Annotated in this window: 27 protein-coding genes, 1 pseudogene and 1 riboswitch; of the genes and pseudogenes, 8 read left to right on the plus strand and 20 right to left on the minus strand. The window is 72.0% G+C overall.

Annotation, left to right across the window (positions count from 1 at the left end; translation table 11 throughout):
• Positions 1 to 106 precede the first annotated feature (106 nt).
• The gene (locus ACQPY0_RS04225) at positions 107 to 1,726 is read left to right on the plus strand and encodes a long-chain fatty acid--CoA ligase (RefSeq protein WP_432994987.1); all 1,620 of its coding nucleotides are present in this window, start codon (positions 107 to 109) and stop codon (positions 1,724 to 1,726) included.
• Positions 1,723 to 2,274, plus strand: a complete 552-nt coding sequence (locus ACQPY0_RS04230) for a hypothetical protein (RefSeq protein WP_432984946.1) — start codon at positions 1,723 to 1,725, stop codon at positions 2,272 to 2,274. Before ACQPY0_RS04225 ends, ACQPY0_RS04230 begins: the two co-directional genes overlap by 4 nt.
• Here ACQPY0_RS04230 and ACQPY0_RS04235 read toward each other — a convergent pair.
• Positions 2,168 to 3,115, minus strand: a complete 948-nt coding sequence (locus ACQPY0_RS04235; protein WP_432984949.1) for a Ku protein — start codon at positions 3,113 to 3,115, stop codon at positions 2,168 to 2,170. The two genes, ACQPY0_RS04230 and ACQPY0_RS04235, sit on opposite strands and share 107 nt — an antisense overlap.
• Before the next feature lie 96 nt (positions 3,116 to 3,211).
• On the opposite strand from ACQPY0_RS04235, the gene ligD (ACQPY0_RS04240) reads away from it, so the two are divergent.
• Positions 3,212 to 4,141, plus strand: coding sequence for a non-homologous end-joining DNA ligase (ligD, locus tag ACQPY0_RS04240; RefSeq protein ID WP_432984952.1), 930 nt, complete (start codon positions 3,212 to 3,214; stop codon positions 4,139 to 4,141).
• Positions 4,134 to 5,021 carry a non-homologous end-joining DNA ligase gene (gene ligD / locus ACQPY0_RS04245; protein WP_432984955.1) on the plus strand — a complete coding sequence of 296 codons (888 nt, stop codon included), beginning with the start codon at positions 4,134 to 4,136 and terminating at the stop codon, positions 5,019 to 5,021. Before ligD (ACQPY0_RS04240) ends, ligD (ACQPY0_RS04245) begins: the two co-directional genes overlap by 8 nt.
• Here the strand turns inward: ligD (ACQPY0_RS04245) and ACQPY0_RS04250 are convergent.
• Positions 5,001 to 6,242, minus strand: a complete 1,242-nt coding sequence (locus ACQPY0_RS04250; protein WP_432984958.1) for an aminotransferase class V-fold PLP-dependent enzyme — start codon at positions 6,240 to 6,242, stop codon at positions 5,001 to 5,003. The genes ligD (ACQPY0_RS04245) and ACQPY0_RS04250 overlap by 21 nt on opposite strands.
• Positions 6,243 to 6,260: 18 nt before the next feature.
• Positions 6,261 to 6,378: riboswitch (SAM riboswitch) on the minus strand.
• A 466-nt stretch (positions 6,379 to 6,844) separates the two neighbouring features.
• Between ACQPY0_RS04250 and ACQPY0_RS04255 the strand changes: the two genes are divergently transcribed.
• On the plus strand, positions 6,845 to 7,081 hold the full coding sequence (locus tag ACQPY0_RS04255) for a hypothetical protein (RefSeq protein WP_432984961.1): 237 nt from the start codon (positions 6,845 to 6,847) through the stop codon (positions 7,079 to 7,081).
• Positions 7,082 to 7,727: 646 nt separating this feature from the next.
• Complete coding sequence (locus ACQPY0_RS04260) at positions 7,728 to 9,113, plus strand: PrsW family intramembrane metalloprotease (RefSeq protein ID WP_432984964.1); 1,386 nt, start codon at positions 7,728 to 7,730, stop codon at positions 9,111 to 9,113.
• Here ACQPY0_RS04260 and ACQPY0_RS04265 read toward each other — a convergent pair.
• A complete protein-coding gene (locus ACQPY0_RS04265; protein WP_432994989.1) occupies positions 9,104 to 9,442 on the minus strand; it encodes a GroES family chaperonin in 339 nt (112 codons plus the stop codon). The two genes, ACQPY0_RS04260 and ACQPY0_RS04265, sit on opposite strands and share 10 nt — an antisense overlap.
• Before the next feature lie 141 nt (positions 9,443 to 9,583).
• Here ACQPY0_RS04265 and ACQPY0_RS04270 point away from each other — a divergent pair, with 141 nt between their 5' ends.
• Complete coding sequence (locus ACQPY0_RS04270; RefSeq protein WP_432984967.1) at positions 9,584 to 10,828, plus strand: AI-2E family transporter; 1,245 nt, start codon at positions 9,584 to 9,586, stop codon at positions 10,826 to 10,828.
• 26 nt (positions 10,829 to 10,854) lie between these two features.
• Here the strand turns inward: ACQPY0_RS04270 and ACQPY0_RS04275 are convergent, their stop codons facing one another.
• The 12 genes and pseudogenes from ACQPY0_RS04275 to mtfM all read right to left on the minus strand — a co-directional run bounded on the left by ACQPY0_RS04275 (position 10,855) and on the right by mtfM (position 18,524).
• Entirely contained in the window at positions 10,855 to 11,592 is a 738-nt protein-coding gene (locus ACQPY0_RS04275) for an alanyl-tRNA editing protein (protein ID WP_432984970.1), read from the minus strand.
• Positions 11,593 to 11,683: 91 nt separating this feature from the next.
• On the minus strand, positions 11,684 to 11,977 hold the full coding sequence (locus ACQPY0_RS04280; RefSeq protein WP_432984973.1) for a hypothetical protein: 294 nt from the start codon (positions 11,975 to 11,977) through the stop codon (positions 11,684 to 11,686).
• 153 nt (positions 11,978 to 12,130) lie between these two features.
• Positions 12,131 to 13,021 (minus strand): alpha/beta fold hydrolase, encoded by an 891-nt coding sequence (locus ACQPY0_RS04285; RefSeq protein ID WP_432984975.1) that lies wholly within the window; start codon positions 13,019 to 13,021, stop codon positions 12,131 to 12,133.
• Between the two features lie 7 nt (positions 13,022 to 13,028).
• Positions 13,029 to 13,358, minus strand: a complete 330-nt coding sequence (locus tag ACQPY0_RS04290; RefSeq protein WP_432984978.1) for a DUF2516 family protein — start codon at positions 13,356 to 13,358, stop codon at positions 13,029 to 13,031.
• Positions 13,359 to 13,426: 68 nt separating this feature from the next.
• Positions 13,427 to 13,906 carry a hypothetical protein gene (locus ACQPY0_RS04295; protein WP_432984981.1) on the minus strand — a complete coding sequence of 160 codons (480 nt, stop codon included), beginning with the start codon at positions 13,904 to 13,906 and terminating at the stop codon, positions 13,427 to 13,429.
• Positions 13,907 to 13,965: 59 nt separating this feature from the next.
• Positions 13,966 to 14,322, minus strand: a pseudogene (locus tag ACQPY0_RS04300) (helix-turn-helix domain-containing protein); the annotation flags it as partial.
• An 85-nt stretch (positions 14,323 to 14,407) separates the two neighbouring features.
• Positions 14,408 to 15,475 carry an asparaginase gene (locus tag ACQPY0_RS04305; protein ID WP_432984984.1) on the minus strand — a complete coding sequence of 356 codons (1,068 nt, stop codon included), beginning with the start codon at positions 15,473 to 15,475 and terminating at the stop codon, positions 14,408 to 14,410.
• On the minus strand, positions 15,468 to 16,301 hold the full coding sequence (locus ACQPY0_RS04310) for a 3-keto-5-aminohexanoate cleavage protein (RefSeq protein WP_432984987.1): 834 nt from the start codon (positions 16,299 to 16,301) through the stop codon (positions 15,468 to 15,470). Before ACQPY0_RS04310 ends, ACQPY0_RS04305 begins: the two co-directional genes overlap by 8 nt.
• Positions 16,302 to 16,332: 31 nt before the next feature.
• Complete coding sequence (locus ACQPY0_RS04315; protein WP_432984990.1) at positions 16,333 to 17,397, minus strand: YgfZ/GcvT domain-containing protein; 1,065 nt, start codon at positions 17,395 to 17,397, stop codon at positions 16,333 to 16,335.
• A complete protein-coding gene (locus ACQPY0_RS04320; protein ID WP_432994991.1) occupies positions 17,394 to 17,810 on the minus strand; it encodes a Fur family transcriptional regulator in 417 nt (138 codons plus the stop codon). Before ACQPY0_RS04320 ends, ACQPY0_RS04315 begins: the two co-directional genes overlap by 4 nt.
• Before the next feature lie 25 nt (positions 17,811 to 17,835).
• Positions 17,836 to 18,423 (minus strand): FABP family protein, encoded by a 588-nt coding sequence (locus ACQPY0_RS04325; protein ID WP_432984993.1) that lies wholly within the window; start codon positions 18,421 to 18,423, stop codon positions 17,836 to 17,838.
• Positions 18,420 to 18,524 (minus strand): small membrane protein MtfM, encoded by a 105-nt coding sequence (gene mtfM / locus ACQPY0_RS04330; protein ID WP_268241736.1) that lies wholly within the window; start codon positions 18,522 to 18,524, stop codon positions 18,420 to 18,422. The genes ACQPY0_RS04325 and mtfM overlap by 4 nt, the downstream gene beginning before the upstream one ends.
• Before the next feature lie 12 nt (positions 18,525 to 18,536).
• On the opposite strand from mtfM, the gene ACQPY0_RS04335 reads away from it, so the two are divergent.
• Entirely contained in the window at positions 18,537 to 18,911 is a 375-nt protein-coding gene (locus ACQPY0_RS04335) for a DsrE family protein (protein ID WP_432984996.1), read from the plus strand.
• Positions 18,912 to 18,975: 64 nt separating this feature from the next.
• On the opposite strand, the gene ACQPY0_RS04340 is transcribed toward ACQPY0_RS04335, so the two are convergent.
• The 5 genes from ACQPY0_RS04340 to ACQPY0_RS04360 all read right to left on the minus strand — a co-directional run bounded on the left by ACQPY0_RS04340 (position 18,976) and on the right by ACQPY0_RS04360 (position 22,127).
• Positions 18,976 to 19,761: a hypothetical protein gene (locus tag ACQPY0_RS04340; protein WP_432984999.1), complete on the minus strand. Its 786-nt coding sequence runs from the start codon at positions 19,759 to 19,761 to the stop codon at positions 18,976 to 18,978.
• Positions 19,762 to 19,840: 79 nt separating this feature from the next.
• Positions 19,841 to 20,152, minus strand: coding sequence for a DUF1416 domain-containing protein (locus ACQPY0_RS04345; protein WP_432985002.1), 312 nt, complete (start codon positions 20,150 to 20,152; stop codon positions 19,841 to 19,843).
• A 20-nt stretch (positions 20,153 to 20,172) separates the two neighbouring features.
• Complete coding sequence (locus ACQPY0_RS04350) at positions 20,173 to 21,024, minus strand: sulfurtransferase (protein ID WP_432985005.1); 852 nt, start codon at positions 21,022 to 21,024, stop codon at positions 20,173 to 20,175.
• A 208-nt stretch (positions 21,025 to 21,232) separates the two neighbouring features.
• Complete coding sequence (locus tag ACQPY0_RS04355) at positions 21,233 to 21,325, minus strand: putative leader peptide (RefSeq protein WP_432985008.1); 93 nt, start codon at positions 21,323 to 21,325, stop codon at positions 21,233 to 21,235.
• Positions 21,326 to 21,356: 31 nt separating this feature from the next.
• Positions 21,357 to 22,127 carry an LmeA family phospholipid-binding protein gene (locus ACQPY0_RS04360; RefSeq protein WP_432985011.1) on the minus strand — a complete coding sequence of 257 codons (771 nt, stop codon included), beginning with the start codon at positions 22,125 to 22,127 and terminating at the stop codon, positions 21,357 to 21,359.
• Positions 22,128 to 23,252 lie beyond the last annotated feature (1,125 nt).

Genomic DNA, 23,252 nt, shown 5'->3' on the forward strand with positions numbered 1-23,252 from the left:
AATGCGGACGAGGGTGGTCTGCGTAGATGTGGTTACCGGCCGGTTAAGCTCGGGGTTTCAATGTGGCACAGAGCACATTAGCGTGCAGGTCATGCGCAGCACGATGATGAAGACGCCCCTCCTGATCTCCCGAATTCTGCAGCACGGTAGCACCGTCCACGGTGACTCTGAGGTTGCCACCTGGACCGGTGAGGGCGCCCGTCGCACGACCTACGCCGAGGTTGGCCGGCAGTCCGCGCGGCTCGCTCATGCCCTGCGCGAGCTCGGCGTCACCGGCGACGAGCGGGTCGGCACGTTGATGTGGAACAACGCCGAGCACCTGGTCGCGTACCTCGCGGTGCCGAGTATGGGCGCCGTGCTGCACACCCTCAACCTGCGCCTGTTCCCCGAGCAGCTGATCTACATCGCCAACCACGCCGAGGACCGGGTCGTGATCGTCGATACGACGCTGATCCCGCTGCTGGCCGGCGTGCTGCCGCACCTGAGTACGGTGCGGCACGTCATCGTGGTCGGTGGCGGGGATCCGGCGGCGCTTTCGAAGGAGGGTGTGCAGGTCCACGCCTGGGACGAACTGCTGCGGGGCCGGCCGGACACGTACGAGTGGCCGGTGGTGGACGAGGACGACGCGGCCGCGCTGTGCTACACCAGCGGTACCACCGGGAATCCCAAGGGCGTCGCCTACTCCCACCGCTCCATCTACCTCCACTCCATGGAGGTGTGCATGGCGGAGAGTTTCGGCCTCGGGCCGCAGGTGCGCGACCTGTGCATCGTGCCGATGTTCCACGCCATGGCCTGGGGCCTGCCGTACGCCGCGCTGATGAGCGGTGCCCACCTGGTCATGCCCGACCGGTTCCTGCAGGCCGCACCGCTGGCCAGGATCATCGAGGTGGAGCGGCCGACGTTCGCGGGCGCGGTGCCGACGATCTTCACGGACCTGCTGGCGTACCTCGATGCGAACCCGACCGACACGTCGTCGCTCAAGGAGGTCGTCATCGGCGGCTCGGCGTGCCCGCCGGCGCTGATGCACGCGTTCGCGGACCGGTACGGCATCCAGGTCATCCACGCCTGGGGCATGACCGAGATGTCCCCGCTCGGCTCGGTGGCCCGGGAGCCGTACGGGCTTTCCGGCGAGCAGGCGTGGGCGTACCGCTACACGCAGGGCCGCATCCCGGCCGGCGTCGAGGGCCGGATCGTCGGCCCCGGCGGCGAGGTCATGCCCAGCGACGGCAAGGCGGTCGGCGAGCTGCAGGTGCGGGGGCCGTGGATCACCGCGCAGTACATCGGCGAGGACGGCCCGGACCCGGACAAGTTCGAGGACGGCTGGCTGCGCACGGGGGACGTGGGCACGCTGACGCCCAACGGATACCTCACCCTCACCGACCGCGCCAAGGACGTCATCAAGTCCGGCGGCGAGTGGATCAGCTCGGTCGACCTGGAGAACGCGCTGATGGCCCACCCGGCCGTGCTCGAGGCCTGCGTGGTCGGCGTGCCGGACGACAAGTGGGGCGAGCGCCCGCTGGCCACGGTCGTGCTCCGGGAGGGTGCCACCGCCGACGCCGAGATCCTGCGCGAGTTCCTCGCCGGCAAGGTCGCCCGCTGGCAGCTGCCCGAGCGCTGGTCGTTCATCGAGGCGGTGCCGAAGACGAGCGTGGGCAAGTTCGACAAGAAGCGGGTCCGTGCCGACTATGCGGGCGGGACCCTGGAGGTGGTACAGATCAACGGGTGACCCGCCCGGCGAAGCTCGCCCTGATCATCACCGCGGCCCTGTCCGCGTGCGTGATCGCGGCCTGTGGCGTGGCCCTGGCACTGCGCGACTGGGTGCCGGGGCTCGCCGGCTGCGAGGACCCGACCCGCCCGCCGAAGACCGCGGTGTTCACGGAGAAGGTCCGCATCGAGCACATGTACCCGCAGCTGCAGCCGATCCAGTCCGTTCACTGGCAGGAGCACGAGGCGCGGGCCCGCAGTTGCCCGCAGATCGGCCCGATGGACTACGAGATGAACGGCTTCGCGGCCATCACCCCCGACCGCGCGGCCGCCGCGCCCGAGGGTTCCGCCGCGCCCACCCCGGATGTCCCGGCCGACCTGCGCCCGTTCGCCCCGCCGTCGCCGCACTGGGAGGACGTCGGCGACGGTCTGCTGCTCGACCGGGCGTCGGCGACGGTCTACTTCACGCGGATTTCTTCGCAGCCGTCTTCTTCGCCGGGGCCTTCTTGGCCGGCGCCGCCTTCTTCGCGGCCTTCGCCGCTGTCGCCTTCTTCGCCGGGGCCTTCTTGATCGGCGTCGGCTCTGCGGCTTCCTCCTCTTCCTCGCCGGCCGGGGAGGCGGCCGGCTCCTCGCCGCGAGCCGCGCGGGCCCGTTCGACCGAGGCGCGCAGCGCGGCCATCAGGTCGACCGCGGCCGCCGGGGCCTCCTCGGCCTCCTCGGGCTGGACGACCTCGCGGCCGGCGACCTTGGCGTCGATGACCTCCTGCAGGGCCTCGCGGTAGTTGTCCGTGTAGGACGACGGATCGAAGTCGGCGGCCATCGACTCGATCAGCGAGCCGGCCATCGCCAGCTCGGCCGGGCGGGCCGTCACGTCCTCGTCGAGGATGTCGAACTTGGCGGCGCGGATCTCGTCCGGCCACAGCATCGTGTTGAGGACCAGGACGTCCTCGCGGACGCGCAGGGTGGCCAGCTGCTCACGCTGGCGGAGGGCGACCTTCACGATCGCGACGCGCTCGGTGTTGGTCAGGGCGTCGCGCAGCAGGGCGTAGGGCTTGGCGGCGGTCTGCTCCGGCTCCAGGTAGTACGCCTTGTTGTACAGGATCGGGTCGACCTGCTCGGTCGGGACGAACTCCAGCACCTCGATCGCCCGGCTCGTGGTCAGCGGCAGGTCGGAGAAGTCGTCGTCGGTGAGGATCACCATCTCGCCGCCGCCGAGGTCGTAGCCCTTGGCGATGTCGTCGTACGCGACCTCTTCGCCGTCGACGGAGCAGACGCGCTTGTACTTGATCCGCCCGCCGTCGTCCCGGTGCACCTGGTGGAATCGGATGTCCTTCTCCTCGGTCGCCGAGTACAGCCGCACGGCGATCGAGACCAGCCCGAAGGAGACCGCGCCCTTCCAGATCGCGCGCATGCGAATCCCTTTCCGCAGGTGTCGGCCTTCAACCATCAGAATCGCATCGTTTCGAGCGCACCGCGAGGAACTCGCAGGCGAACTATCGTGTGGGGCATGGCCAGCCCGCCGGCTCCGATGCTCGCCTCGCCCGGCGTGCTGCCCACCGGGCCCGGCTGGATGTACGAGTTCAAGTGGGACGGCATCCGCGCGATCGCGGTCGTCAAGGACGGTGCGACCAGGCTTTTCGCCCGCAGCGGGGCCGAGGTCACGGCCGCGTACCCGGAGCTCGCGGGCATCGGGCGCGGCCTGCGCGACTCCGTGCTCGACGGTGAAGTCGTCGCGATGGACGAGGCCGGGCAGCCGTCGTTCCAGGTGCTCGCGGAGCGCATGCACGTGCGCGAGCCGCATCGCGCGGCCCGGCTCGCCGCGTCCGTCCCGGTGACGTACCTCGTCTTCGACACCCTGCGCGCGGAGGGGGAGGAGACCATCGCCTCGCCGTACCGTATCCGCCGCCAACGCCTCGAAAGCCTTCCGCTCGGCCCCCGCGCCATGGTGCCCCCGTCGTTCGACGACGGCGCGGCGACCGTGGCGGCCAGCCGCGAGAACCGGCTCGAGGGCGTGGTGGCGAAGCGAGCCGACTCGCTGTACCACTCGGGGATCCGCACCCCCGACTGGATCAAGGTGAAGCTCGAGGAGAGCTGCGAGTTCGTCGTCGGCGGGTGGCGGCCGGGCAAGCGCGCGCTCGGGGCGCTTCTGGTCGGCGTCCCGGTCGCGGGCGGCCTGGCCTACCGAGGGCGGGTCGGCGGCGGCATCTCCGGCGCGGCCGAGCGTTCGCTGCTCTCGGCCCTCGGGCCCCTGTCGACAAGCCAAAATCCCTTCGGCGCATCAGTACCCCGTGAGGATGCCCGCGGCGCCCTCTGGGTCCACCCGCACCTGGTCGTGGAGGTGAAGTTCGGGCACCGCACGCGCGACGGCCGCCTGCGCTTCCCGCGGTTCCTGCGCATCCGCCCGGACCTCGCCCCCGAAGAGGTGCGCGATGCCTGACCGCCTGCGGGTCGAGGTGGCCGGCCGCCAGCTGGAGATCTCGAACCTCGACAAGGTGCTGTATCCGCGCGCCGGCTTCACCAAGGGCGAGGTCCTCGACTACTACACGCGCATCGCCCCGCTCCTGCTGCCGTACCTCGCGGGCCGGCCCCTCACCCGCACCCGTTACCCCAACGGCGTCGACGAGCTCGGCTTCTTCGAGAAGAACGCGCCGGCCGGGACGCCCGAGTGGGTCCGCACCGTACGACTCCCGGTCCCTGGCTCTTCGCGGAATCGCGAGAAGATCGACTTCATCGTGGTCGAGGAACTCGCCACCGTGGTGTGGCTGGCCAACCTGGCGGCGCTGGAGCTGCACACTCCGCAGTGGCGCGTCGACGCCGAGGGCCGCGCGCTCGACCCGGACCAGCTCGTCGTCGACCTCGATCCCGGCCCGCCCGCCGGCTTGCCGGAGTGCTACGAGGTGGCCCTGATCCTGCGCGAGCGCCTGGCCGCCGACGGCCTGCGGCCCGCCGCGAAGACGTCCGGCAAGAAGGGCATGCAGCTGGTCGTACCGCTGCCCGGCGACGAGTCCGCCGACGAGGTGAGCGGCTACGCGAAGGCCGTGGCCGAGGAGCTGGCCAAGGCCCACCCGAAGCTCGTCGTGGCGAAGATGGCCAAGCAGCTGCGGCCCGGCAAGGTCTTCATCGACTGGAGCCAGAACAACGCGTTCAAGACGACGATCGCGCCGTATTCCCTGCGGGCCGGCCCCGCCCCGACGGTCAGCGCGCCCCTGTCCTGGTCCGAGGTCGAGGCCGGCGAGCTGACCGCCGCCGGCCTGACCCCCTCGGTCGTCCTGGACCGCGTGGCGAGCCGGGGCGACCTACTGCAGGGCGGCGAGTAGCCGATCGATGTGCTCTTCGGTGGTACCGATGCCGAAGCTGGCCCGCACCGCCTGAGCGCTTTGCGAAAAGTCGGGCGCTCCGCGCCGCGACTTTTCGGATTTTTCGGATATGCCCGATTCGAGGCGCCCGGTGGCCTCCGCCAGGAGGCGGCGGGTGAGGGGGTGGGCGCAGAACAGGCCGGTGCGGACGCCGATGCCGTGGTCCCGGCCCAGCGTCACGGCCAGCTCGCCCGGGTCGCGGCCCGGGACCGTGAACGACACGATGCCGACCCGCTCGGCGTCGGCCGGGAACAGGCGCAGCTCCTCGACGTGCGGGAGCGCGGCGAGGCCGGCCCGCAGGCGTCGCAGGAGGGCCTGTTCGGTCGTGGCGAGGTCGCGGTCCCGCAGCGCGCGCAGGGCCGTGGCGATCGCGACCGCGCCGAGCAGGTTCGGGGTGCCGGCCTCGTGGCGGGCCGGGCCGGTCGCCCAGCGGGCGGTGCCGTCGTCGGCGACGTGGGCGCTCGCGCCGCCGCCGGCCAGGTACGGCTCGGCGGCGTCCAGCCAGTCCGCGCGCCCGGCGAGGACACCGGCCCCGAACGGCGCGTAGAGCTTGTGCCCCGAGAACGCGATGTAGTCCGCGCCCAGGCCGGCCAGGCTCCCCGGGGCGTGCGGGGCGAGCTGCGCGGCGTCGACGGCGATCCGGGCGCCGTGCCGGTGCGCGACCTCGGCCAGCTCGGCCACCGGCCAAACCTCCCCGGTCACGTTGCTCGCCGCGGTGACGCTGACCAGGACGTTGCGGCCCTTCAGGCCGTGCAGCACCCGCGCAAGCGCCTCGATCGCCTCCTGCGGCGAGCGTGGCGCGGGCACCCGGACCGCGTCGCGCCAGGGCAGCAGGTTGGCATGATGCTCGGCATCGAACGCGACGACCGTGGTGCCCTCGGGCACTGCCCGCGCGAGCAGGTTGAACGCGTCCGTGGTGTTGCGCGTGAAGATCACCGTGTCGTCGGGCCCGTGCCCGAGGATGTCGGCGACGGTCTCGCGGGCCTGCTCGTACTCGCGCGTGCAGCGCTCCGACAGCGCGCCAGCCCCGCGGTGGACGCTGCCGTAGTAGGGCAGCAGATCGGCGACGGCGTCCGCGACGACCCGCAGGCACGGCGCGGTCGCGGCGACGTCGAGGTTGGCGAAGCCGACGGACCGGCCGTCGCGCAGCTTGACCTCGCCGGGAGTCAAAATCTCGGACATGGGTGCAGGGATCCCCTTCGCTCGCGCTTGCCCGGACGCACCACGCGCCAGGCCGGGTCATCACCCGGGGCACCCCGCCGCGAACGCGAGGGTTGCCGGCCAGCAAGCCGGGGCTTGTGCGCTGGCACTCATGACCTGTCCTGACAGTACCGCGGATAAAGTTGCCCCATGAGCGAACTCCCGCCGAATGGGACGCCGTCCTCGCCCACCTCCGGGCCGCCTGCCACCCCGCCCTCGGGATCCGGACCGGCCGCGGACGGCTCAGGGACCCCCGAGGCGCCCGCCACCCAGCCGCCGGACGAGTCCGCTCCCACCCCGCCCCCGCCCCCGTCCTCGGACGCGGGCCCTTGGGCCTCTCCGTCCGGCCCCGCCCCGGCCGCCCCCGGCTCCTCATGGGCCTCGCCCGGAGGCGCTCCGGGCGTGTCATCCGAGGGCGTCCCGGGCGTGTCGCCCGGCAGTGCGCCGCCGGCCGCGGGAGGCGGAGCGTGGACATCGCCTGGGGGTGCCCCGGCTGGTTGGCCTGGAGGCGCTCCGGGCGTGTCATCCGAGGGCGTGCCGGGCGTGTCGCCCGGCAGTGCGCCGCCGGCCGCGGGAGGCGAAGCGTGGGCGTCCCCCGGGGGCGCCCCGGGCGTGTCGCCCGGTGCTGGACCCTGGGGTTCGCCCGGCAGGACTCCGCCGGCTTCGGAATGGAGCCGGCCGGCCGCGCCGACGCCGGGCCTGTCGGGCTGGGGACAGCCTGCGCCGACCTCTGGGCCTGCGGGCTGGGGGCAGTCCTCGCCCGCCGCGCCGACGTCCGGCCCGGCCGATTCGGGGCAGCCCGCGACCTCTGGCCCGGCTGAATGGGGGCGGCCTGCGGCGTCGTCTGGGCCTGCGGGCTGGGGGCAGTCGTCGCCGGCCGTGTCGTCGTCCGGCCCGGCTGATTCGGGGCAGCCCTCGACCTCGGGCCCGGCCGATTCGGGGCAGCCTGCGCCGACTTCGGGCCCGGCTGAATGGGGGCAGCCTGCGGCGTCGTCTGGCCCTGCGGGCTGGGGGCGGCCGTCGCCAGCCGTGTCGTCGTCCGGCCCGGCCGATTCGGGGCAGCCCTCGACCTCGGGCCCGGCCGATTCGGGGCAGCCTGCGCCGACCTCGGGCCCGGCTGAATGGGGGCAGGCCGCGCCGACCTCTGGGCCCGCGGGCTGGGGGCGGTCCTCGCCCGCCGCGCCGACGTCCGGCCCGGCGGACTGGGGCCGGCCCTCGCCGGCCGCGCCAACCTCGAGTGTGCCGACCTCAGGCCCGGCGGCGTGGGACTCGGCGGCCACCGGATCGGCTCCCTCGACCTGGGGTTCGCCGACGCCCGGGCAGCCAGTCGTGCCTCAGGCGCCGGCCGGGCAACCGTCGGCACCGCCGGGTCCCGGTGGTCTCGCGCCGGGGCGGCCCGGAGAACCGGCGGCGTCCGGCGGGCCCCTGTCGTGGCCGCCCGCCCTGGCCGGGGTCGCGGTGCCCAACGTGACCGAGGCGTCAGAGCCGCGGACCGGCCAGCAGGAGTACGCGACAGCCGCCCTCGCGCTCGCCGCCGCCCCGCCCGCCAAGCGCTCCGACCGGCGGCGGCTGTGGACGCTGATCGGAGTCACGAGCTTCATCGCGGCGTGTGGCGTCGCCGTACTCACGTTCTTCGGCTTCAACGGAGGGTGGACCGCGCTCGTCGTCGGCGTCGGGGCCGCCGTCATCCCGGTGCCGGTGCTCGTCTCGTGCTTCCTGTGGCTGGACCGGTACGAGCCGGAGCCCGTGAAGTATCTCGTCTTCGTCTTCGGCTGGGGCGCCTGCGTGGCCACGGCCGTCGCGCTCGTGGTCAACACCGCGGGCGCGTACTTCGCCGACAAGGCCGGCCTCTCCGAGTCGCTCGTGGCGGTGCTCGTCGCGCCGCTGATCGAGGAGAGCATGAAGGCGCTCGGGCCGGTGCTGCTGTTCTGGCGCCGGCCCCGCGCCTACTCGGGCCTGATCGACGGGATCGTCTACTGTGGACTTTCCGCGACCGGGTTCGCGATGGTCGAGAACATTCTGTACCTGGGCTTCAAGGGCTACGGCGAGGCCGCCGACAAGTCCGGGCCGGTCACCGGGGCGGCCGCGCTGGTGGGCATCTTCATTGTGCGGATCCTCATGACCGGGTTCGCCCACCCGCTGTTCACCTCGATGACCGGCATCGGGCTGGGCATCGCCTCGCGCTCGTCGGCCAAGGCGGTCCGCTTCCTCGCTCCGATCGCCGGCCTGCTGGTCGCCATGATGCTGCACGGCGCGTGGAACCTCATGTCGGTGACCGCCTCGACCAGTGCCTGGGTGCTGCTCTACGGCTACTTCGCCGTGATGATGCCGATCTTCCTGTGCATGGTCGGCTTCGCCCTGTGGCTGCGCGCCGGCGAGGGCAAGCTGACCGAGCGCGTGCTGGGGGAGTACGCGCGGGCCGGCTGGTTCTCGCCCCCGGAGGTCGCCGCGCTCGGCACGCTCGGGCGACGCCTCTCCGCGCGCCGGTGGGCCAAGCGGGTCGCCGGCGACGCGGGCGCGAAGGCCATGCGCGCGTTCCAGTTCGACGCGACCCGGCTGGCGCTGCTGCGCGACGGCCTGCACCGCGGCCTGGACAAGCAGCCGAAACGGCGGATGGAGGCGCTGGCCGAGGAGCGGCAGTTGCTCGCCGCGCTCGACGCCTACCGGCAGGTGTTCGTGGGCCGCGATCCGCTGTCGCCGCGCGCGGTGTGGGACGGCTCGCGATACCACATCACCTTCCCGGATGGCGTCGTGCGCGTGCTCGACGCCCCCGCGACCCCGGTCGTGCCCGTCCCCGTCTCGCTGGCTCCACCCCCGCCGCCGGCGTTCGCCGGGCAGCCGTACTACAGGTAGAGCCCCGTCGAGTCCGGCTCGACGCGCCGGGCTGCGACCGCGTGCACGTCCCGCTCGCGCAGGAGCACGTAGTCGCGGCCCTGCAGCTCGACCTCGGAGCGCTCCTCGGGGTCGAACAGGACTCGGTCGCCGGAGACGATGGAGCGCACGTTCGGCCCGACGCCGACCGCGGTTGCCCACGACAATCGCCGGCCGACCGAGGCGGTGGCCGGGATCACGATGCCGGAGATGTGCCGGCGCTCGCCCTCCGAGCCCTCGAGCCGGACGAGCACGCGGTCGTGCAGGAGCCGGATCGGCAGCGCGTCCGCGGGGGCGGCGGCCGGTGGCACGTCGGTGGACGCCTGGAAGCCAGCGGCGGATTGTGCTGTCACGCTTGCGACGCTACCGCCTGGGTACGTGCCAACGTCGCGCGACCCGGTCTACCGTGAGGAGTCCGTTGTGGTCGCGAGGGTGGGTCAGGGAGGTAGTACGTGGGCCGGTTCGACAGAGTCCGGGCGAATCTGCGCCGGGCCTACCTCCAGCGCCTGGATCTGGCCAGGATCGAGCGTGAGGCCCATGACGTCGAGGAGCCCGAGCCGGATCCGCCGGTCATCGAGGCCTACGAGCTCGAACACGCCACCACGACCAGCCGGGACGACGCCGAGGTGCCGCACGGCCTGCGCATCGCCGCCGCCTGGTCCTGGCGCCTGCTGATCCTCATCGCCGCGGCCGCCGTCCTGCTGTGGCTGGTCGGCCGCCTCAGGACGGTCCTCATTCCGCTGAGCATCGCCCTGCTGCTCTCCGCGCTGCTGGCCCCGATGATGGGCGTGCTGCGCCGCCGCGTGAAACTGCCCCCGTCGCTGGCCGCGTTCCTGGTCCTGGTCATGGGCCTGGCCGCGGTCGCCGGCGTGCTCACCCTGGTGGTGAGCGAGTTCGTGGCGGGCTTCCCCGCCCTGGCGGAGAAGGCGTCGATCGGCGTCCAGCAGATCCAGGACTGGCTCACCAACGGCCCGCTGCACCTCAGCGGCCGCCAGCTGGACGCCACCTTCAACGCGGCCACCACGTGGCTCAACGACAACCGCGGCACGCTCACCGACAGCGCCGTCAACACCGCCACGGCCACGGTCGAGTTCCTGGCCCTGCTGCTGCTGATCCTCTTCGTCACGTTCTTCTTCATGCGCGACGGGAAGCGGATCTGGTACTTCACGACCGGCATCCTGCCCACCCCCGCCCGCGAGCCGATCCGCCGCGCGGGCGAGGCGGCCTGGCTGACGCTGGTCGCCTACGTGCGCGCCACCGTGCTCGTCGCCTTCATCGACGCTCTCGGCATCGGCATGCTGCTGTTCTTCCTGGACGTGGACTTCTGGTTCCCGCTGGCGACCCTGGTCTTCCTCGCCGCCTTCGTGCCGATCGTGGGCGCCACGGTCTCCGGCGCGGTGGCGGTGCTGGTGGCGCTGGTGGACGAGGGTCCGCTCACCGCGCTGGTGGTGCTGATCGGCGTGATCGCCGTGCAGCAGCTGGAGGGCCACGTCCTGCAGCCCCTGATCATGGGCCGCGCCGTGTCGGTCCACCCGCTGGCCGTGATCGTGGCGATCGCGACGGGCGTGGTGCTGGCCGGCATCATCGGTGCCCTGGTGGCGGTCCCGTTGGTCGCGGTGCTGAACACGGGCATCCGCCACCTGGTCCAGCACCGCAGCGAGCCCCCGCCCGAAGCCGTGGTGGTCTCGTCCGACTGAGCCGGACGCGGCCGGCCGCGGTGCGGTCAGTCGGTGAGGCGGACGCGGACGCGGCGGTTGGCCTTGCCCTTGCTCTCCACCTTCACGACCTGCAGGCGTCCGATCTGCGCCGTCGACGCCACGTGCGTGCCGCCGTCCGCCTGCGTGTCCAGGCCGGTGATGTCGACGATCCGGATCTCCTGCTCGTCGGCCGGGATCAGGTTGGACTGTGTGCGGATGATGTCGGGCAGCGCCAGCGCCTCCTCGCGGCCGAGGACCTTCGTCACCACCTTGCGGTCGGCGACCACCTCGGCGTTGACCAGCTCCTCAAGGCGCGCCTTGAAGTCCGGCGGTACTTCCGGCAGATTGAAGTCCATCCGCGCCTCGGCCGGCTCCATCGACCCGCCGGTCACCAGGGCGCCGAAGTCGCGGAAGACGACCCCGCACAGCACGTGCAGGCCCGAGTGGGTGCGCATCAGCTTCGTGCGGCGCTCGTCCTCGACCGCCCCGGTGACCTCCGTACCGACCGGGGGCAGCGGGTCGTCCTCGGCGGGCTGCAGGTAGAGGTCGTCGGCCTTGCGGGTGCCGACGATACGGGTCTGTACGCCCTGCCAGAGCAGGACACCGTGGTCCGGCGGCTGGCCACCCCCGCCCGGGTAGAACGCGGAGCGGTCCAGCACGATGCCGTCCTCGGGCGAGGAGTGCAGAACCGTGCAGGTCCACTCGCGCAGTGTCGGGTCGGCCAGGTCCAGCCGATACGTGCGGCCGTGATGTGTGACACCCATGAGAGCCGACTATATGCGGCGGGTCGGCCCCGCCCAGTATCCCGAAGAGTCCATGCAATACAGAATCCGTCGGACCCGGTTCTGATACGCGTCAGAGGCTCACCCATTCGGTCACTACTGGCGAGCCGTTCGACGTGGTGAAGTGCAGCCGGAACAGCCCGGCCGACAGCGGGCGCAGCGTGAACCAGCCGAGATCGTCGATCACGTGCAGGGCGATCGAGCGCTCCTGGGCCAGGAGCCAGTCGTCGCCGAGTGGCTCCGTGACGGCGTCGATCCCTCGGTCGGCACGGCGCGCCGGCGGGTGCGCAACACCCGGAGGCACTCGTTGCGTGGTGATCCAGCCGGGCAGGGCGGCCGGCTCACGGATGGTGGCGAGCAGCTCCACAAGGCGCAGCCATAATCCCGTAGACCAGAGGCGCGTAGCGGGCCACGAGCGCGTCCCCGGCGGCCTGCTCGCCGCCGTGCGCCCGGCCGGCCAGGCTCACTGAGCATGTTAGGACGCCATACGGAAGCGGCGCCCGCCGCGGTCACACGCGAATCAGGCGTTGAGGAAGTCGGAGATCCGGTTCCGCAGGTCGGCGCGCTGGGTCCACAGGATGCCCGGCCGGTCGTACATGTGCAGCTCCGCCCTCGGCAGGGCCGACGCGAGCTGCTCGGCGACGGCCGCCGGGTGCAGCTCGTCGCCGCGGCACCCGATCACCAGGCAGTCGGCGGACACCGCGGCCAGGCCGGCGCGGTCCTCGACCGCGGCCTGCTCGGGCAGGCTCGCCAGGCCGGCCGCGAGCCCGTCGCGCATGAGCTGGTCGAGCCGCTGGCGCAGGAACGCCCAGACCGGCGGGGAGTTGCGCAGATGGACCGGGACATCCTGGGAGATCACGTCGGCCACCGCCGCCGCGTCGCCGGATTCGATCGCCTCCAGCAGACCGGTCAGCCGCTCCTGGGCGGCCGCCGGGCGGGGCGTGTCGAGCACGGCGGGCAGGAAGAACACGGCCCGCTCGAGGCGGCCGGGGTTGTCGGCGAGCAGCCGGGCCAGCGCGCCCGCGCCGAGGCTGACGCCGAGTGCCCGGGTCGCCCCGGACAGGTCGGCGACCGCGCGAAGGTCGCGGGCGAGGTCGACATACGTCCAGGTGCCGCCCGGCGCGGCCGACTGCCCGTGCCCGCGGAACTGGAAGAAGACCTTCCGCCCCCGCACGGCGCTGCCCAGCGGCCGGGTCTCGGCGATCCCGCTGCCCAGCCCGTGGGCGAACACGGTCACCGGGTCGCCCTCGCCGGTGACGAGCTGCTCCAGCTCGACGCCGTGCGGCGTGGCGACCAGCTCGGTCGGCGGGGCGGGCAGGGTTGGCCGGCCGGTCTGCGGCCCCCGGGTCACGGGCGGCCGGAACCGATCAGGGCGCCCGTCCGGGGGCGGGGGCCAGCGGAAATCCATCACCGATCCGTCACCAGGAGCCGTGGCCGTCGACCGCGTCCCGCAGGGCGGGACGGATGTCGAGCAGGTAAACGGAGAAGATCCCGGCCGCGATGAGCGTGAAGATGCCCAGCCCGTAGCCCAGCTGCAGGGTCGGGGAGAGCGCGGTGAGCAGCTCGCCGCCGCCGATCAGGGCCAGCCAGATGGACTTCGACATGGTCCCGATGGCCGGGAACGCGTCGGTGCGCTGCACCACACAGTGCAGGAAGGCCGCGGCGCCCAGCACTAGGCAGAAGATCCAGATGGTGACGGAGATGTAGTACTCAACATCCATGTAGAAGATCGGGACGGCGCTCACCATGTCACGAGCTTATGCCGAAGCCCTCCGGACCGTGCGCGACGGTACCGGAGGGCTACCGAGAAACACCGTTACTTCTTGACGTCGGCCGGCGTCTGGGCCTTGGGCGCCGCCTTCTTGGCGGTCACCTTCTTGACCGGCGGGGCCGGCTCCTCGGTGGTGGTGACCTCGGCGGTCACGGTCTTCGCGGCCGGCTCCAGCTCGATCTTGGCCTCGGCGCCGCGGGCGGTGCTGACGACCTTCTCGCCGCGGGCGACGAGCTCGGTGTAGAGCGCGACGGCCCGGTCCTGGGCGACCTGGGCGCCGGCCTGGGCGCTGGCGATGAAGCCGGCGGCGTTGCGGCGGGCGGCCCCGCGCAGGCGGTTGAGATCGCTGCGGAGGGCGGCCTCATTGACGGCCGGGCGCAGCTCCTCGACCCGGGAGCGCAGGTGGGCAACCTGCTCCGGCAGCTTGCGCAGCTGCTGGTAGGCGAGGTCGCCGGCGCCGGCTGCGGCGTAGAGCGGCGTCGGGATCTTGCGAGTGGTGCTCTTCGTGTTGGTGTTGGTGGTCACTGCGACTCCTCGTGGGAACGTGTCGGCTCGGCTTCGGGCTCCGGTGCGCTGCCCTCGCCGGCGGCGTCCGGGGCCGGTGCGTTCCGCGCGTTTTCCCGGCGGAACGTCTCGTAGATCTGGGTTAGCGACTGCTTCTGGGCGACCGTGAGGTCACCGTCCGCGGCGATCGCGGCGAGCACGTCGTGCCCTTCGCGCTCCAGCAGCCCGGCCCGCAGGTACATCAGCGGGGTCGACACCCGCAGTGCGCTCGCGAGCTGAGCCAGCACCTCGGCGCTGGGTTTGCGCAGGCCGCGCTCGATCTGGCTCAGGTACGGGTTACTCACCCCGGCCTGCTCGGCGAGCTGGCGGAGCGAGATGCGCGCGTTACGGCGCAGGTCACGGATAAACCCACCCAGGTCGCGCGGCTCTTCGTTCACGCTTACCGACGGTAGCGCGGGCTGCTAACTGTTGCAAGCAAAACGCTAGCGCTAGCTAGCGTGAACCGGGTCACCGCCGCCGTACTCACCAGACTGAGCGAACCACGCCGACCTCGCGCCCGCCCCCGAAAACCGGAACCTGACCGGGCAGGTTCACCCCGAGCCGCGCGAAGGCCGCCGCGAGCACCGGGAACCGGGCCCGCGCCCCGCCGTCGTCGATCTTGATCGCCACCGCGCCCACGCCGGGCAGTGCCGCCGCCGCGACCCCCTCGGCGCCGCTCTTGAGCAGCAGACCGGGCACCGCGCGCATGAGCCGTGTGTCGTCTGTATCTCCCGCATGCGCTCGGGCTGTATTTCCCGCATGCGCTCGGGCTGTATTTCCCGCATGCGCTCGGGCTGTATTTCCCGCATGCGCTCGGGCGGTATCTCCCGCATGCGCTCGGGCGGCAACCGCATCGTCGCCGGAGACCAGCGCGGGGTACGCCCGCATCGCATCGGCCACCGCCCGCTCGTGGCTGCCGGCGGGCGCGCTCACCAGGTGCAGGAACGCCCGGGCGAGTCCGCGCAGCGAGTAGGCGAGCAGCGGCGCACCGCAGCCGTCGACCCCGATCGCCCGGGCCGGCTCGCCGACCAGCTCCTCGATCGTCGCCGTCAGACGCAGCTGGAGCGGGTGGCCGGGGTCGAGGTACGTCTCCAGGGCCCACCCGTTGGCCTTCGCCGTGCGCAGCATGCCGGCGTGCTTGCCGGAGCAGTTCATGAACACCGGCTCGCGGCCGTGCCCGGCGCGCACCACGGCGTCGCGGGCGTCCTCGGCGAGCGGGTAGTCGGGCGGGCATCCGAGCGCGCCGAGCGGAATTTCGGATTCGCGAAGCATGCGGCGTACACCGGAAATATGGGCTTCCTGCCCGCGATGGCTGGCCGCGACGAGCGCGAGATCCGCCGGCGCCACCTGCAGCCCCGTGCGCAGCATGCCGACGGCCTGCAGCGGCTTGGCCGACGAGCGCGGGAACACGGCCCCGAGCACGTCCCCGGCCGAGGCCGCGATCTCCCCGTCGGCGCCGAGCAGCACGACGGAACCGTGGTGCCGGCTCTCCACCACCTCGCTGCGCACGACCTCGGCGATCAGGGCGCCGCCCGCGTAAAGGTCAGACACGGTCGATCCCGAGCATGGTGCGGGCCTCGCCGGCGCTCATCGGGGGCCGCTGCGCCAGCCTGGCGAAGCCGCTGGCCCGGGCGACGAGCTGGGCGTTGTTCTCGACCGGCTGGCCCTTGGCGTAGGTCACCGTGTCCTCCATCCCGACCCGCAGGTGCCCGCCCGCGGCGAGGGAGGCCAGCAGCACCGGCAGCGCGGCTCGCCCGATGCCGGTCGCCGAGAACGTGGTGCCCTCGGGCAGGTCGCGCAGCGCGGCCTCGCAGGCGGCGAGCGCGGCCACGGTCCCGGGCATCCCGCCCGGCACCCCCATCACGAGGTCGACGTGCACGTGCCCGCCGGCGGGGAATCCGTGCCGGTCGAGCAGCCGGCGCAGGGTGGTGAGCTGCCCGAGGTCGAAGATCTCGTACTCCGGGACGATCCCGCGCTCCTGCATCCGCGTGTGCAGCTCGACGATGAACCCCCAGCGGTTGAGGAACACGTCGTCGCCGAAGTTGACGGTCCCCATCGTGCACGAGGCCATGTCCGGACGGGCCTCCAGCACCCGCAGCCGGTCCGCCTCCGGGTCGCTGACCGCGCCCCCGGTCGACAGCTGCACGACGAGCCCGGTCGCCTCCCGCAGCGCAGCCACAGCATCCTTGAGCCGCCCGAGATCGAGCGTCGGCTCCGCGGCGTCGTCGCGGAGGTGGACGTGGATCACGCTCGCCCCGACCGCCTCGCAGTCCCGCGCCGTCTCCACCAGCTCATCCAGCGTCACGGGCAGCGCCGGCACGTCCGCTTTGCGGGATTCCGCGCCGGTCGGGGCCACCGTGATCAACGTCGTTGTCATCACGCCGCCGATCTTGCCATGCCGGGCGGGCCTACGACTCCGGGTCGATCCGGGCGGTGGAGGGACCCACCCGCAGTTGTGAGTCCGGGGTCAGGTTCTGCTTCACCACCGCCAGGGCGATCACCCCCAGCTCGTAGTGGCGGGCCGCCGTCCCCACGAAGCCGACCGGCCGCTCCCCGCCGTCGAGCAGGACGGGGGTGTGCCGGGCCGGGAGCTCGTCCGTGGCGATCCCGTCCAGGTGCAGCAGCACCAGCTTGCGCGGCGGACGGCCCAGGTGGTGGACCCGGGCGATCGTCTCCTGGCCGCGGTAGCAGCCCTTCTCCAGGTGGACCGCCGGCCCGGTCCAGCCGACCTCGGCCGGCAGGGTCTTGTGGTCGGTCTCGAACCCGGCCCGCGGGCGGCGGGCGGCGACCCGCAGCGCCTCGAACGCCCAGATGCCCGCCATCGGCAGCCCGGTCGCCTCGGCCACCTCGGCGACGGTCGCCCGGGGGACGAGGAGATCCGCGCCGTAGGGCATCCGGCGCACCCAGCCCCCCGACGACAGCGGCTCCACCGAGTAGATGACCGTCGGGCGCGGCGGGACCGAGCCGGTCGCGAACTTCGCGTCCGGGACCGTCAGCAGGTCCGGGGGCAGCATCGGGCCGGCGCCGAGGGTGATGAGGGCCTCATCGGTCTGCGGGCCGGCGATCGACAGCAGCGCCCAGTCCTCGGTGACCTCGGCCGGCTCAACGCGCATCAGGAACCGCATGCGCGACAGGAAGCCCAGCAGCCCGGGCGCGTCGGCGGTGTCGAGCCAGGTGGTGGCGCCGTCGTCGGTGAGCACCGCGTGGTGCTCGACGTGCCCGTGCGGCGAGAGGACCAGCAGCTCGGAGCCGGTCATCGGGGCCAGGCGGTCCAGGTGCTGGGTCGTGAGGCTGTGCAGCCAGCCCAGCCGGTCGGCGCCCGGGATCGAAAGGACGCCGGTGTGCGAGCGGTCGACCAGGCCCGCCGCGGTGTCCAGGACGCGCTGCTCGCGGGCGGGGTCGCCGTAGTGCGCGACGGCCCCCGCGTCCGGGTCGGCGGGGTCGAGAGCGGCGACGGGGACGGCGGCGGTCATGGGTGCTCCTCAGTTCCGGATTTCCGGCCGCAGGCCCCGCAGAGCCCGAACAGCGCCACGTGCCCGATGTCCAGCCGGAACCCGCGGCTCTCGGCCAGCTCGGTGGCGAGGCCGGACAGGACCGGCGACGGCAGCTCCTGCACCGAGCCGCAGCAACGGCACACCAGGTGGGCGTGCTGGTGCTCGTCGACCGCGTGGTAGGTCGGGGCGCCGTGCGACAGGTGCGCGTGCGTGATCAGCTCCAGCTCCTCCAGGAGCTCGAGCGTGCGGTACACAGTGGTGATGTTGATCCCCGCGGCCTTCTCGGCCACCTCGGCGTGGATCTGGTCCGGCGTCGCGTGGCGCAGCCGGTAGACCGCCTCGAGCACGAGCTGTCGCGGCGCGGTCAGCCGCAGCCCGCGCGACCGGAGCATCTCCGCGAGGTCCACGCCCACAAATCTAGCCCGCCACGCGTTCCAGCCGCGCGGAGAGGTGGACCTGCAGCGGCTGGCCGACCGCCGCCATGTCGAACGTGTAGAGCAGCGCGCCCTCCACGATGCCGTAGAGCCGCTGGCCGCCGCGCACCTCCTTGGCTGTCCCGGTCCGCCCGACGCCGTCCGTGGCCATCTGCCACTGGGTGGTGGTGCGCGCCACACCGGTGTAAAGCTCCACGATCCCGGTCGGCGCGCTCAGCAGGACCTCGAGCTCGTCGGTGGCCTTCCCGTCCACGATCACCGGCCGCCACCAGCCGACCTCGCGCTGTGCGGGGCGGATCGGGTTCGCGTCGGCGTCGATGATCCACGACCGCGACTCGTAAAACAGGAACGGCCGCCCGTCGTGGCTGAACCGGACCTCCTGGCCGTAGTGGAAGCCCTCGATCGTCGGGTAGTCGCCCTGCCCGCGCCCGCGCCACACGCCGACCAGCGGCAGCAGGCCCAGCAGGGCCGGGTGCAGCTCCGGCCCCTCGCGCAGGTTGTGCGTCTCCTCATACGGATACTCACCGACCTGGGCGAGCCCCGCCCACGGCGGCTCCTGCACGTCAGTCACCAACGCCCCCTCGACACCCGAACCGCGAGGTAGATCAGCCCGCCGGCCAGCCCGCCCATCCCGGCGACCAGCAGGCTCACGAACCCGATCTCCGTAACCATCACCGGAATCCTATGCTGCGAGACATGGCACGTTCTCTCGTCGTCAAGGCAACCGCCGGATCCGACTCCCCGGAGCGATGCTCCCAGGCTTTCACGGTGGCCGCCACCGCGGTCGCCGGCGGCGTCCCGACCTCGCTGTGGCTCACGGGCGAGTCGGCGTGGTTCGCCCTGCCGGGCCGCGCCGCCGAGTTCGAGCTGCCGCACGCCGCCCCGCTGGCGGACCTGCTGGAGGCGATCCTGGCCGGTGGCATGGTCACGCTCTGCACGCAGTGCGCCGCCCGCCGTAACATCGGCCCGGGCGATGTCATCCCCGGGGTGCGCATCGCGGGCGCCGCGGTGTTCGTCGAGGAGGCCCTCGAAGAAGGAGCGCAAGCGCTCGTCTATTGACTCCGGTCCGCCGTGCGCACGACCGTCGCTCCCGTCAGGCAAGCCAGGTCCGCCGTCCCAAGGGCTAACACCCGGCGGTCGAGCTCACGACGAGTGAGTCACCCTCCGGGCGCAGGGCGACGCCGGCCGTACCGGAGCGATACGCGTACAGCTTCGGCTTGTCCAGCACGACCGACGCCGCCGGCACGGTCGCGCGCGCCGCGGCACCGTCACCCGACGTGACCGCCTCGACGGTCCACAGGGCTCCGCCGGCCGGGCAGGTGAGCCGGTGCGTCCTCCACTGCGTCGCCGGCTTGCCGAGCGTGTCGAGGACGCCCTGCACCGGCGCCCGGTTCGCAGCCTCCGACTGCGGTGTGGCCTCGGTCACGGCCGCGTCCTGCACCCGGCACCCGGTGTCCGCGCTGAAGCGCAGCACCCCCGGCTCGGTCGCGCTGCCCCGCACCGCCACGAAGTTCCCGGCGTCGGCGGTGAAGAACGAGGCGTCGGCGTTGTGCCCGACATTCGCCTTGAACGACGTCGGCAGCCCCGCCTTCACGCGGTCGAGGACGGCGCCCTCGGAGCCCGGCGCGACGTACACGATGAGATCCCGGTCGAACCGGGTCCCCTCCCGCGCCGACGTCACCCGGCAGCTCGCCTCGGTGCGCCGATAGCCGCCCAGCACCCCGACCGACGCGGCCGGGTCCAGCGCGGCGTAGATGCGCCCCAGCGCCCCGTCGACGGTCGGCAGCGCGTCGGCGATCGTCGTCTGCTCGCGGGCGGTGGGAGGATCGTTCGAGTACGAGTACAGCGCGAACCCGGCCACGACCACGGCCCACGCTACGACTCCGGTCACGATCCAGCGACGCTTCACCGCGTCATCCTCGCAGCCACATAGTGAGACGCCGCCCGCCGGGCCCGAGCCCGGCGAGCGGCGTCACGTTCAGCCGGACTCAGCCGACGGTGACGGCGACCTCGTTGATGCCGCGGTCGGCGGCGAGGGTGGCGTCGCCGTTGCCCGCGCGGGACAGGGCCCGCAGCGTCCACGTCCCCGGGGTGGCGAAGAACCGGAACTGCCCGGCCGGCGAGGTGACGACCTCGGCCGTGAACTCACCGGTCGAGTCGAGCAGGCGCACGTACGCGCCGGCGACCGGGTCGGCGCCCGAGCGCACGACTCCGGTGATCACGGTCTCCTTCTCGACGTCGACGCCGGCGGGCAGCGGAGCGCTCTGGTCGGGCGCGGCGCAGCTGTCAGTGGTGCTCATGATTGATTCCCTCTTTCCCTTTACGCCTGGCCGGGCTCGTCGCCCAGCGCCACCGGCACGCCGACCAGCGAGCCGTACTCGGTCCAGGACCCGTCGTAGTTGCGCACGTCGGAGTGGCCGAGGATCTCCTTGAGCACGAACCAGGTGTGCGAGGAGCGCTCGCCGATCCGGCAGTAGGCGACGGTCGGCTTGCTGTTGTCCAGCCCAGCGGCCCCGTAGATCTCGGCCAGCTCGGCGTCGGACTTGAACGTGCCGTCCTCGTTCGCGGCCTTGCTCCACGGCACCGAGATCGCGGTCGGGATGTGGCCCGGGCGCTGCGACTGCTCCTGCGGGAGGTGGGCGGGGGCGAGGAGGCGGCCGGCGTACTCGTCGGGCGAGCGCACGTCGACCAGGTTGGCCACGCCGATCGCCTTGACGGCGTCGTCGCGGAACGCCCGGATGGACAGGTCCTGGTCGTGCGCGGCCACGTAGTTGGTGGCCGGGCGGTCGACCTCTTCCTTGTTCAGCGGGCGGGCGTCGAGCTCCCACTTCTTGCGGCCGCCGTCGAGCAGCTTCACGTCGCCGTGGCCGTAGAGCTTGAAGTACCAGTACGCGTAGGCCGCGAACCAGTTGTTGTTGCCGCCGTACAGCACCACCTGGTCGTCGCTGCCGATGCCCTTGGCCGACAGGAGCGCCTCGAACTGCTCCTTGTTGACGAAGTCCCGGCGGACCTGGTCCTGCAGCTCGGTCTTCCAGTTGATCCGGACGGCGCCGGGGATGTGCCCGCCGTCGTACGCGGTGGTGTCCTCATCGACCTCGACGAACACCACACCGGGGGTGTCGATGTTCTGCTCGGCCCAGTCGGCCGTGACCAGGGCGGATTCGCGACTCATGGGTGTTCTCTCTCCCAGGAACGAGTGGTGGGTTCGAGTCGCCACACGGGCATGAAGCCGCGCGCGACCCGAGGGGGACGGATCACGGTTTCGGCGATGAGTCTGTTTGGAATGCCCGCGGAGATATCGCTAGCTCGCCGGCCAGACCCATCGGTCTGGGGCGCCGCTGCCTCGAGCCGTTACAAGAGCACGCTGCAGGGCCGCACCATCAGGCGCGGCAACACAGGCAGGTGGCCACGCGGCACAGGTCGACCGCGCGCCGTCGAGTGAGCAGCATGCTCATAGTCCGGCAGCGTAGCATCGCCGAACGTGCCCGCGCAGCGTCCGCTCGGTCACTGTCCCGCAAGCTTGACGTCCGCGGCGGACGCCGTGACCTGCAGCCCCGTGTCGGTGGTCTGCACCGAGTTGATCACCAGATTGTACGGAAGGCCAGGCAGCTTCACGGTTACCTGCAGCCTGTTCTGGTACTGCTTGACGAAGTTGTTCACCTGCGGCGGCAGGCTCCCCTGGTCGGTCGTGACCGAGTCCAGCTTGAGCCGGACCTTGCCGGTCTCCACGACCATGGCCCCCTTGGCGATGATCGTGACGTTGAACCCCTGATACGCCAGCGGCACCCGCATCTCGATCTTGTTGTTGGCCACCTGCAGATCGACGTTCGACGGGTCGATGTTGGAGGGCAGCCCCGCCACCTCGAGCAGCGGCCGCACGTTGTCCCAGCTCATGAACGCGTTCCCGGCCACGACCCCGGCGGTCACGTCCCCCTTGCCGTTGAGCAGGTCCTGGGCGTCGGCCTTGACCGACCGGGCCTCGATCGTGAGTGTGTCGAGCTTGACGTTGTCGAGCTGCGGCTTGGTCAGCCCGATAGTGATCTTCTTGTACTCGCCGGCGAAAACCTGAGTGAGGAACGGAAACCCGGTGATACTGACGTCGGGCTCCCCTTCATACTTCACGCTGTTCGCCGCCAGCTGCGATTTGGTCTCCTGGGTGATCCGATCCTCGGCGACGTTCGCCGCGATCCGGTCGACCACGACGAACACCCCGACCAGAATGGCCGCCAGCACGACCAGCACGATGCCGATCTTGGCCCTTCGCCTCGCCGCCACTGACACTCCCTCCGACCCGTGGTCCTCGCGTGTACCCAAGCACGAGGATTTCGTACCGCCACAACCCTGCCCACCGGACAGACCAGTTTCTGGCGCGAATCCACGACCTTCGCACAACACCTCCACACCCCGAACACCCGCATCCCACCCCCAGCCACCCGGTGTCGGATTTATCACCCGCCAGGCGATAGATCCGACACCGCCGGTTGAACAATCCTCGCCGTCTGTGCTGTCTGTGCTGTCTGTGATGGGCTGTGCCGGTATTTGCCGGTCTGTGCTGGCCGCGCTGGCTGCGCCGTTTGTGCCCGGTGTGTGCCGGTTCTGCCCGGTGTGCCGGCTGTGGTGTTCCGGCCGTGCTGGCTGTGGTGTTCCGGCCGTGCTGGCTGCGCCGTTTGTGCCCGGTGTGTCCCGTGTGCCCGGTGTGTGGTGTACCGGCCGTGCCGGCTGTGCCGGCTGTGCCGTTTGTGCCCCGTGTGCCCGGTGTGCCGGCTGTGCGGGTTGGTGGCGCGGGTGGCCCGGCCTTTTTTCTGGCGGCGGGATCTCCGGCTTTGCGCCCGCTGTTGCCTCCGTCTGCTTTCCGGCTGGGCGGTTCGGCGGCTTCCGGTGGCGAGATCTCCGGCTTTTCCGTCCCTGGCGCTGTCGGCTTCCGGCTCTGTGGCTTTGCGCGGCTCTCGGCTCCGTTGGCCTTCTGGCTCTGTTGCTTGCGCGCCCGTCGGCTCTGTCGGCTTTCCGTCTCTATGTCTTTGCGCCACTGTCGGCCCCATAAGTTTTCTGGCTCCGTGGCTTGCGCGCTGCCCGGCTCTATCAGCTTCCGCTTCCGGCTCTGCGGCTTTGCGCGGCTGTCGGCCCCATAGTTTCCCTGGCTCCCTGGCTCCCTGGCTCCCTGGCTCCCTGCCTTGCGCTGCCCGGCTGCGTCAGCTTCCGGTTCTGCGGCTTTGCGGCGCTTCCGGCTTCCGGCCTTGTGCGTCTGTCGGCTTCGTCGGCCTGCTGGCTCCGTGGCTTGCGTCTTATCGGCTGGCTCTGTGGCTTTGGGGCTTCGCGCCTTCCGGTTATCTGGTCCCGGCCCGCTGTCACTGCGGACACCTGTATCCGAATTTTCGCCCGACAGGGGAAAAGTCGGGCAGG

Source organism: Dactylosporangium sp. CA-233914 (assembly GCF_050942935.1).
Classification (GTDB): Bacteria; Actinomycetota; Actinomycetes; order Mycobacteriales; family Micromonosporaceae; genus Dactylosporangium.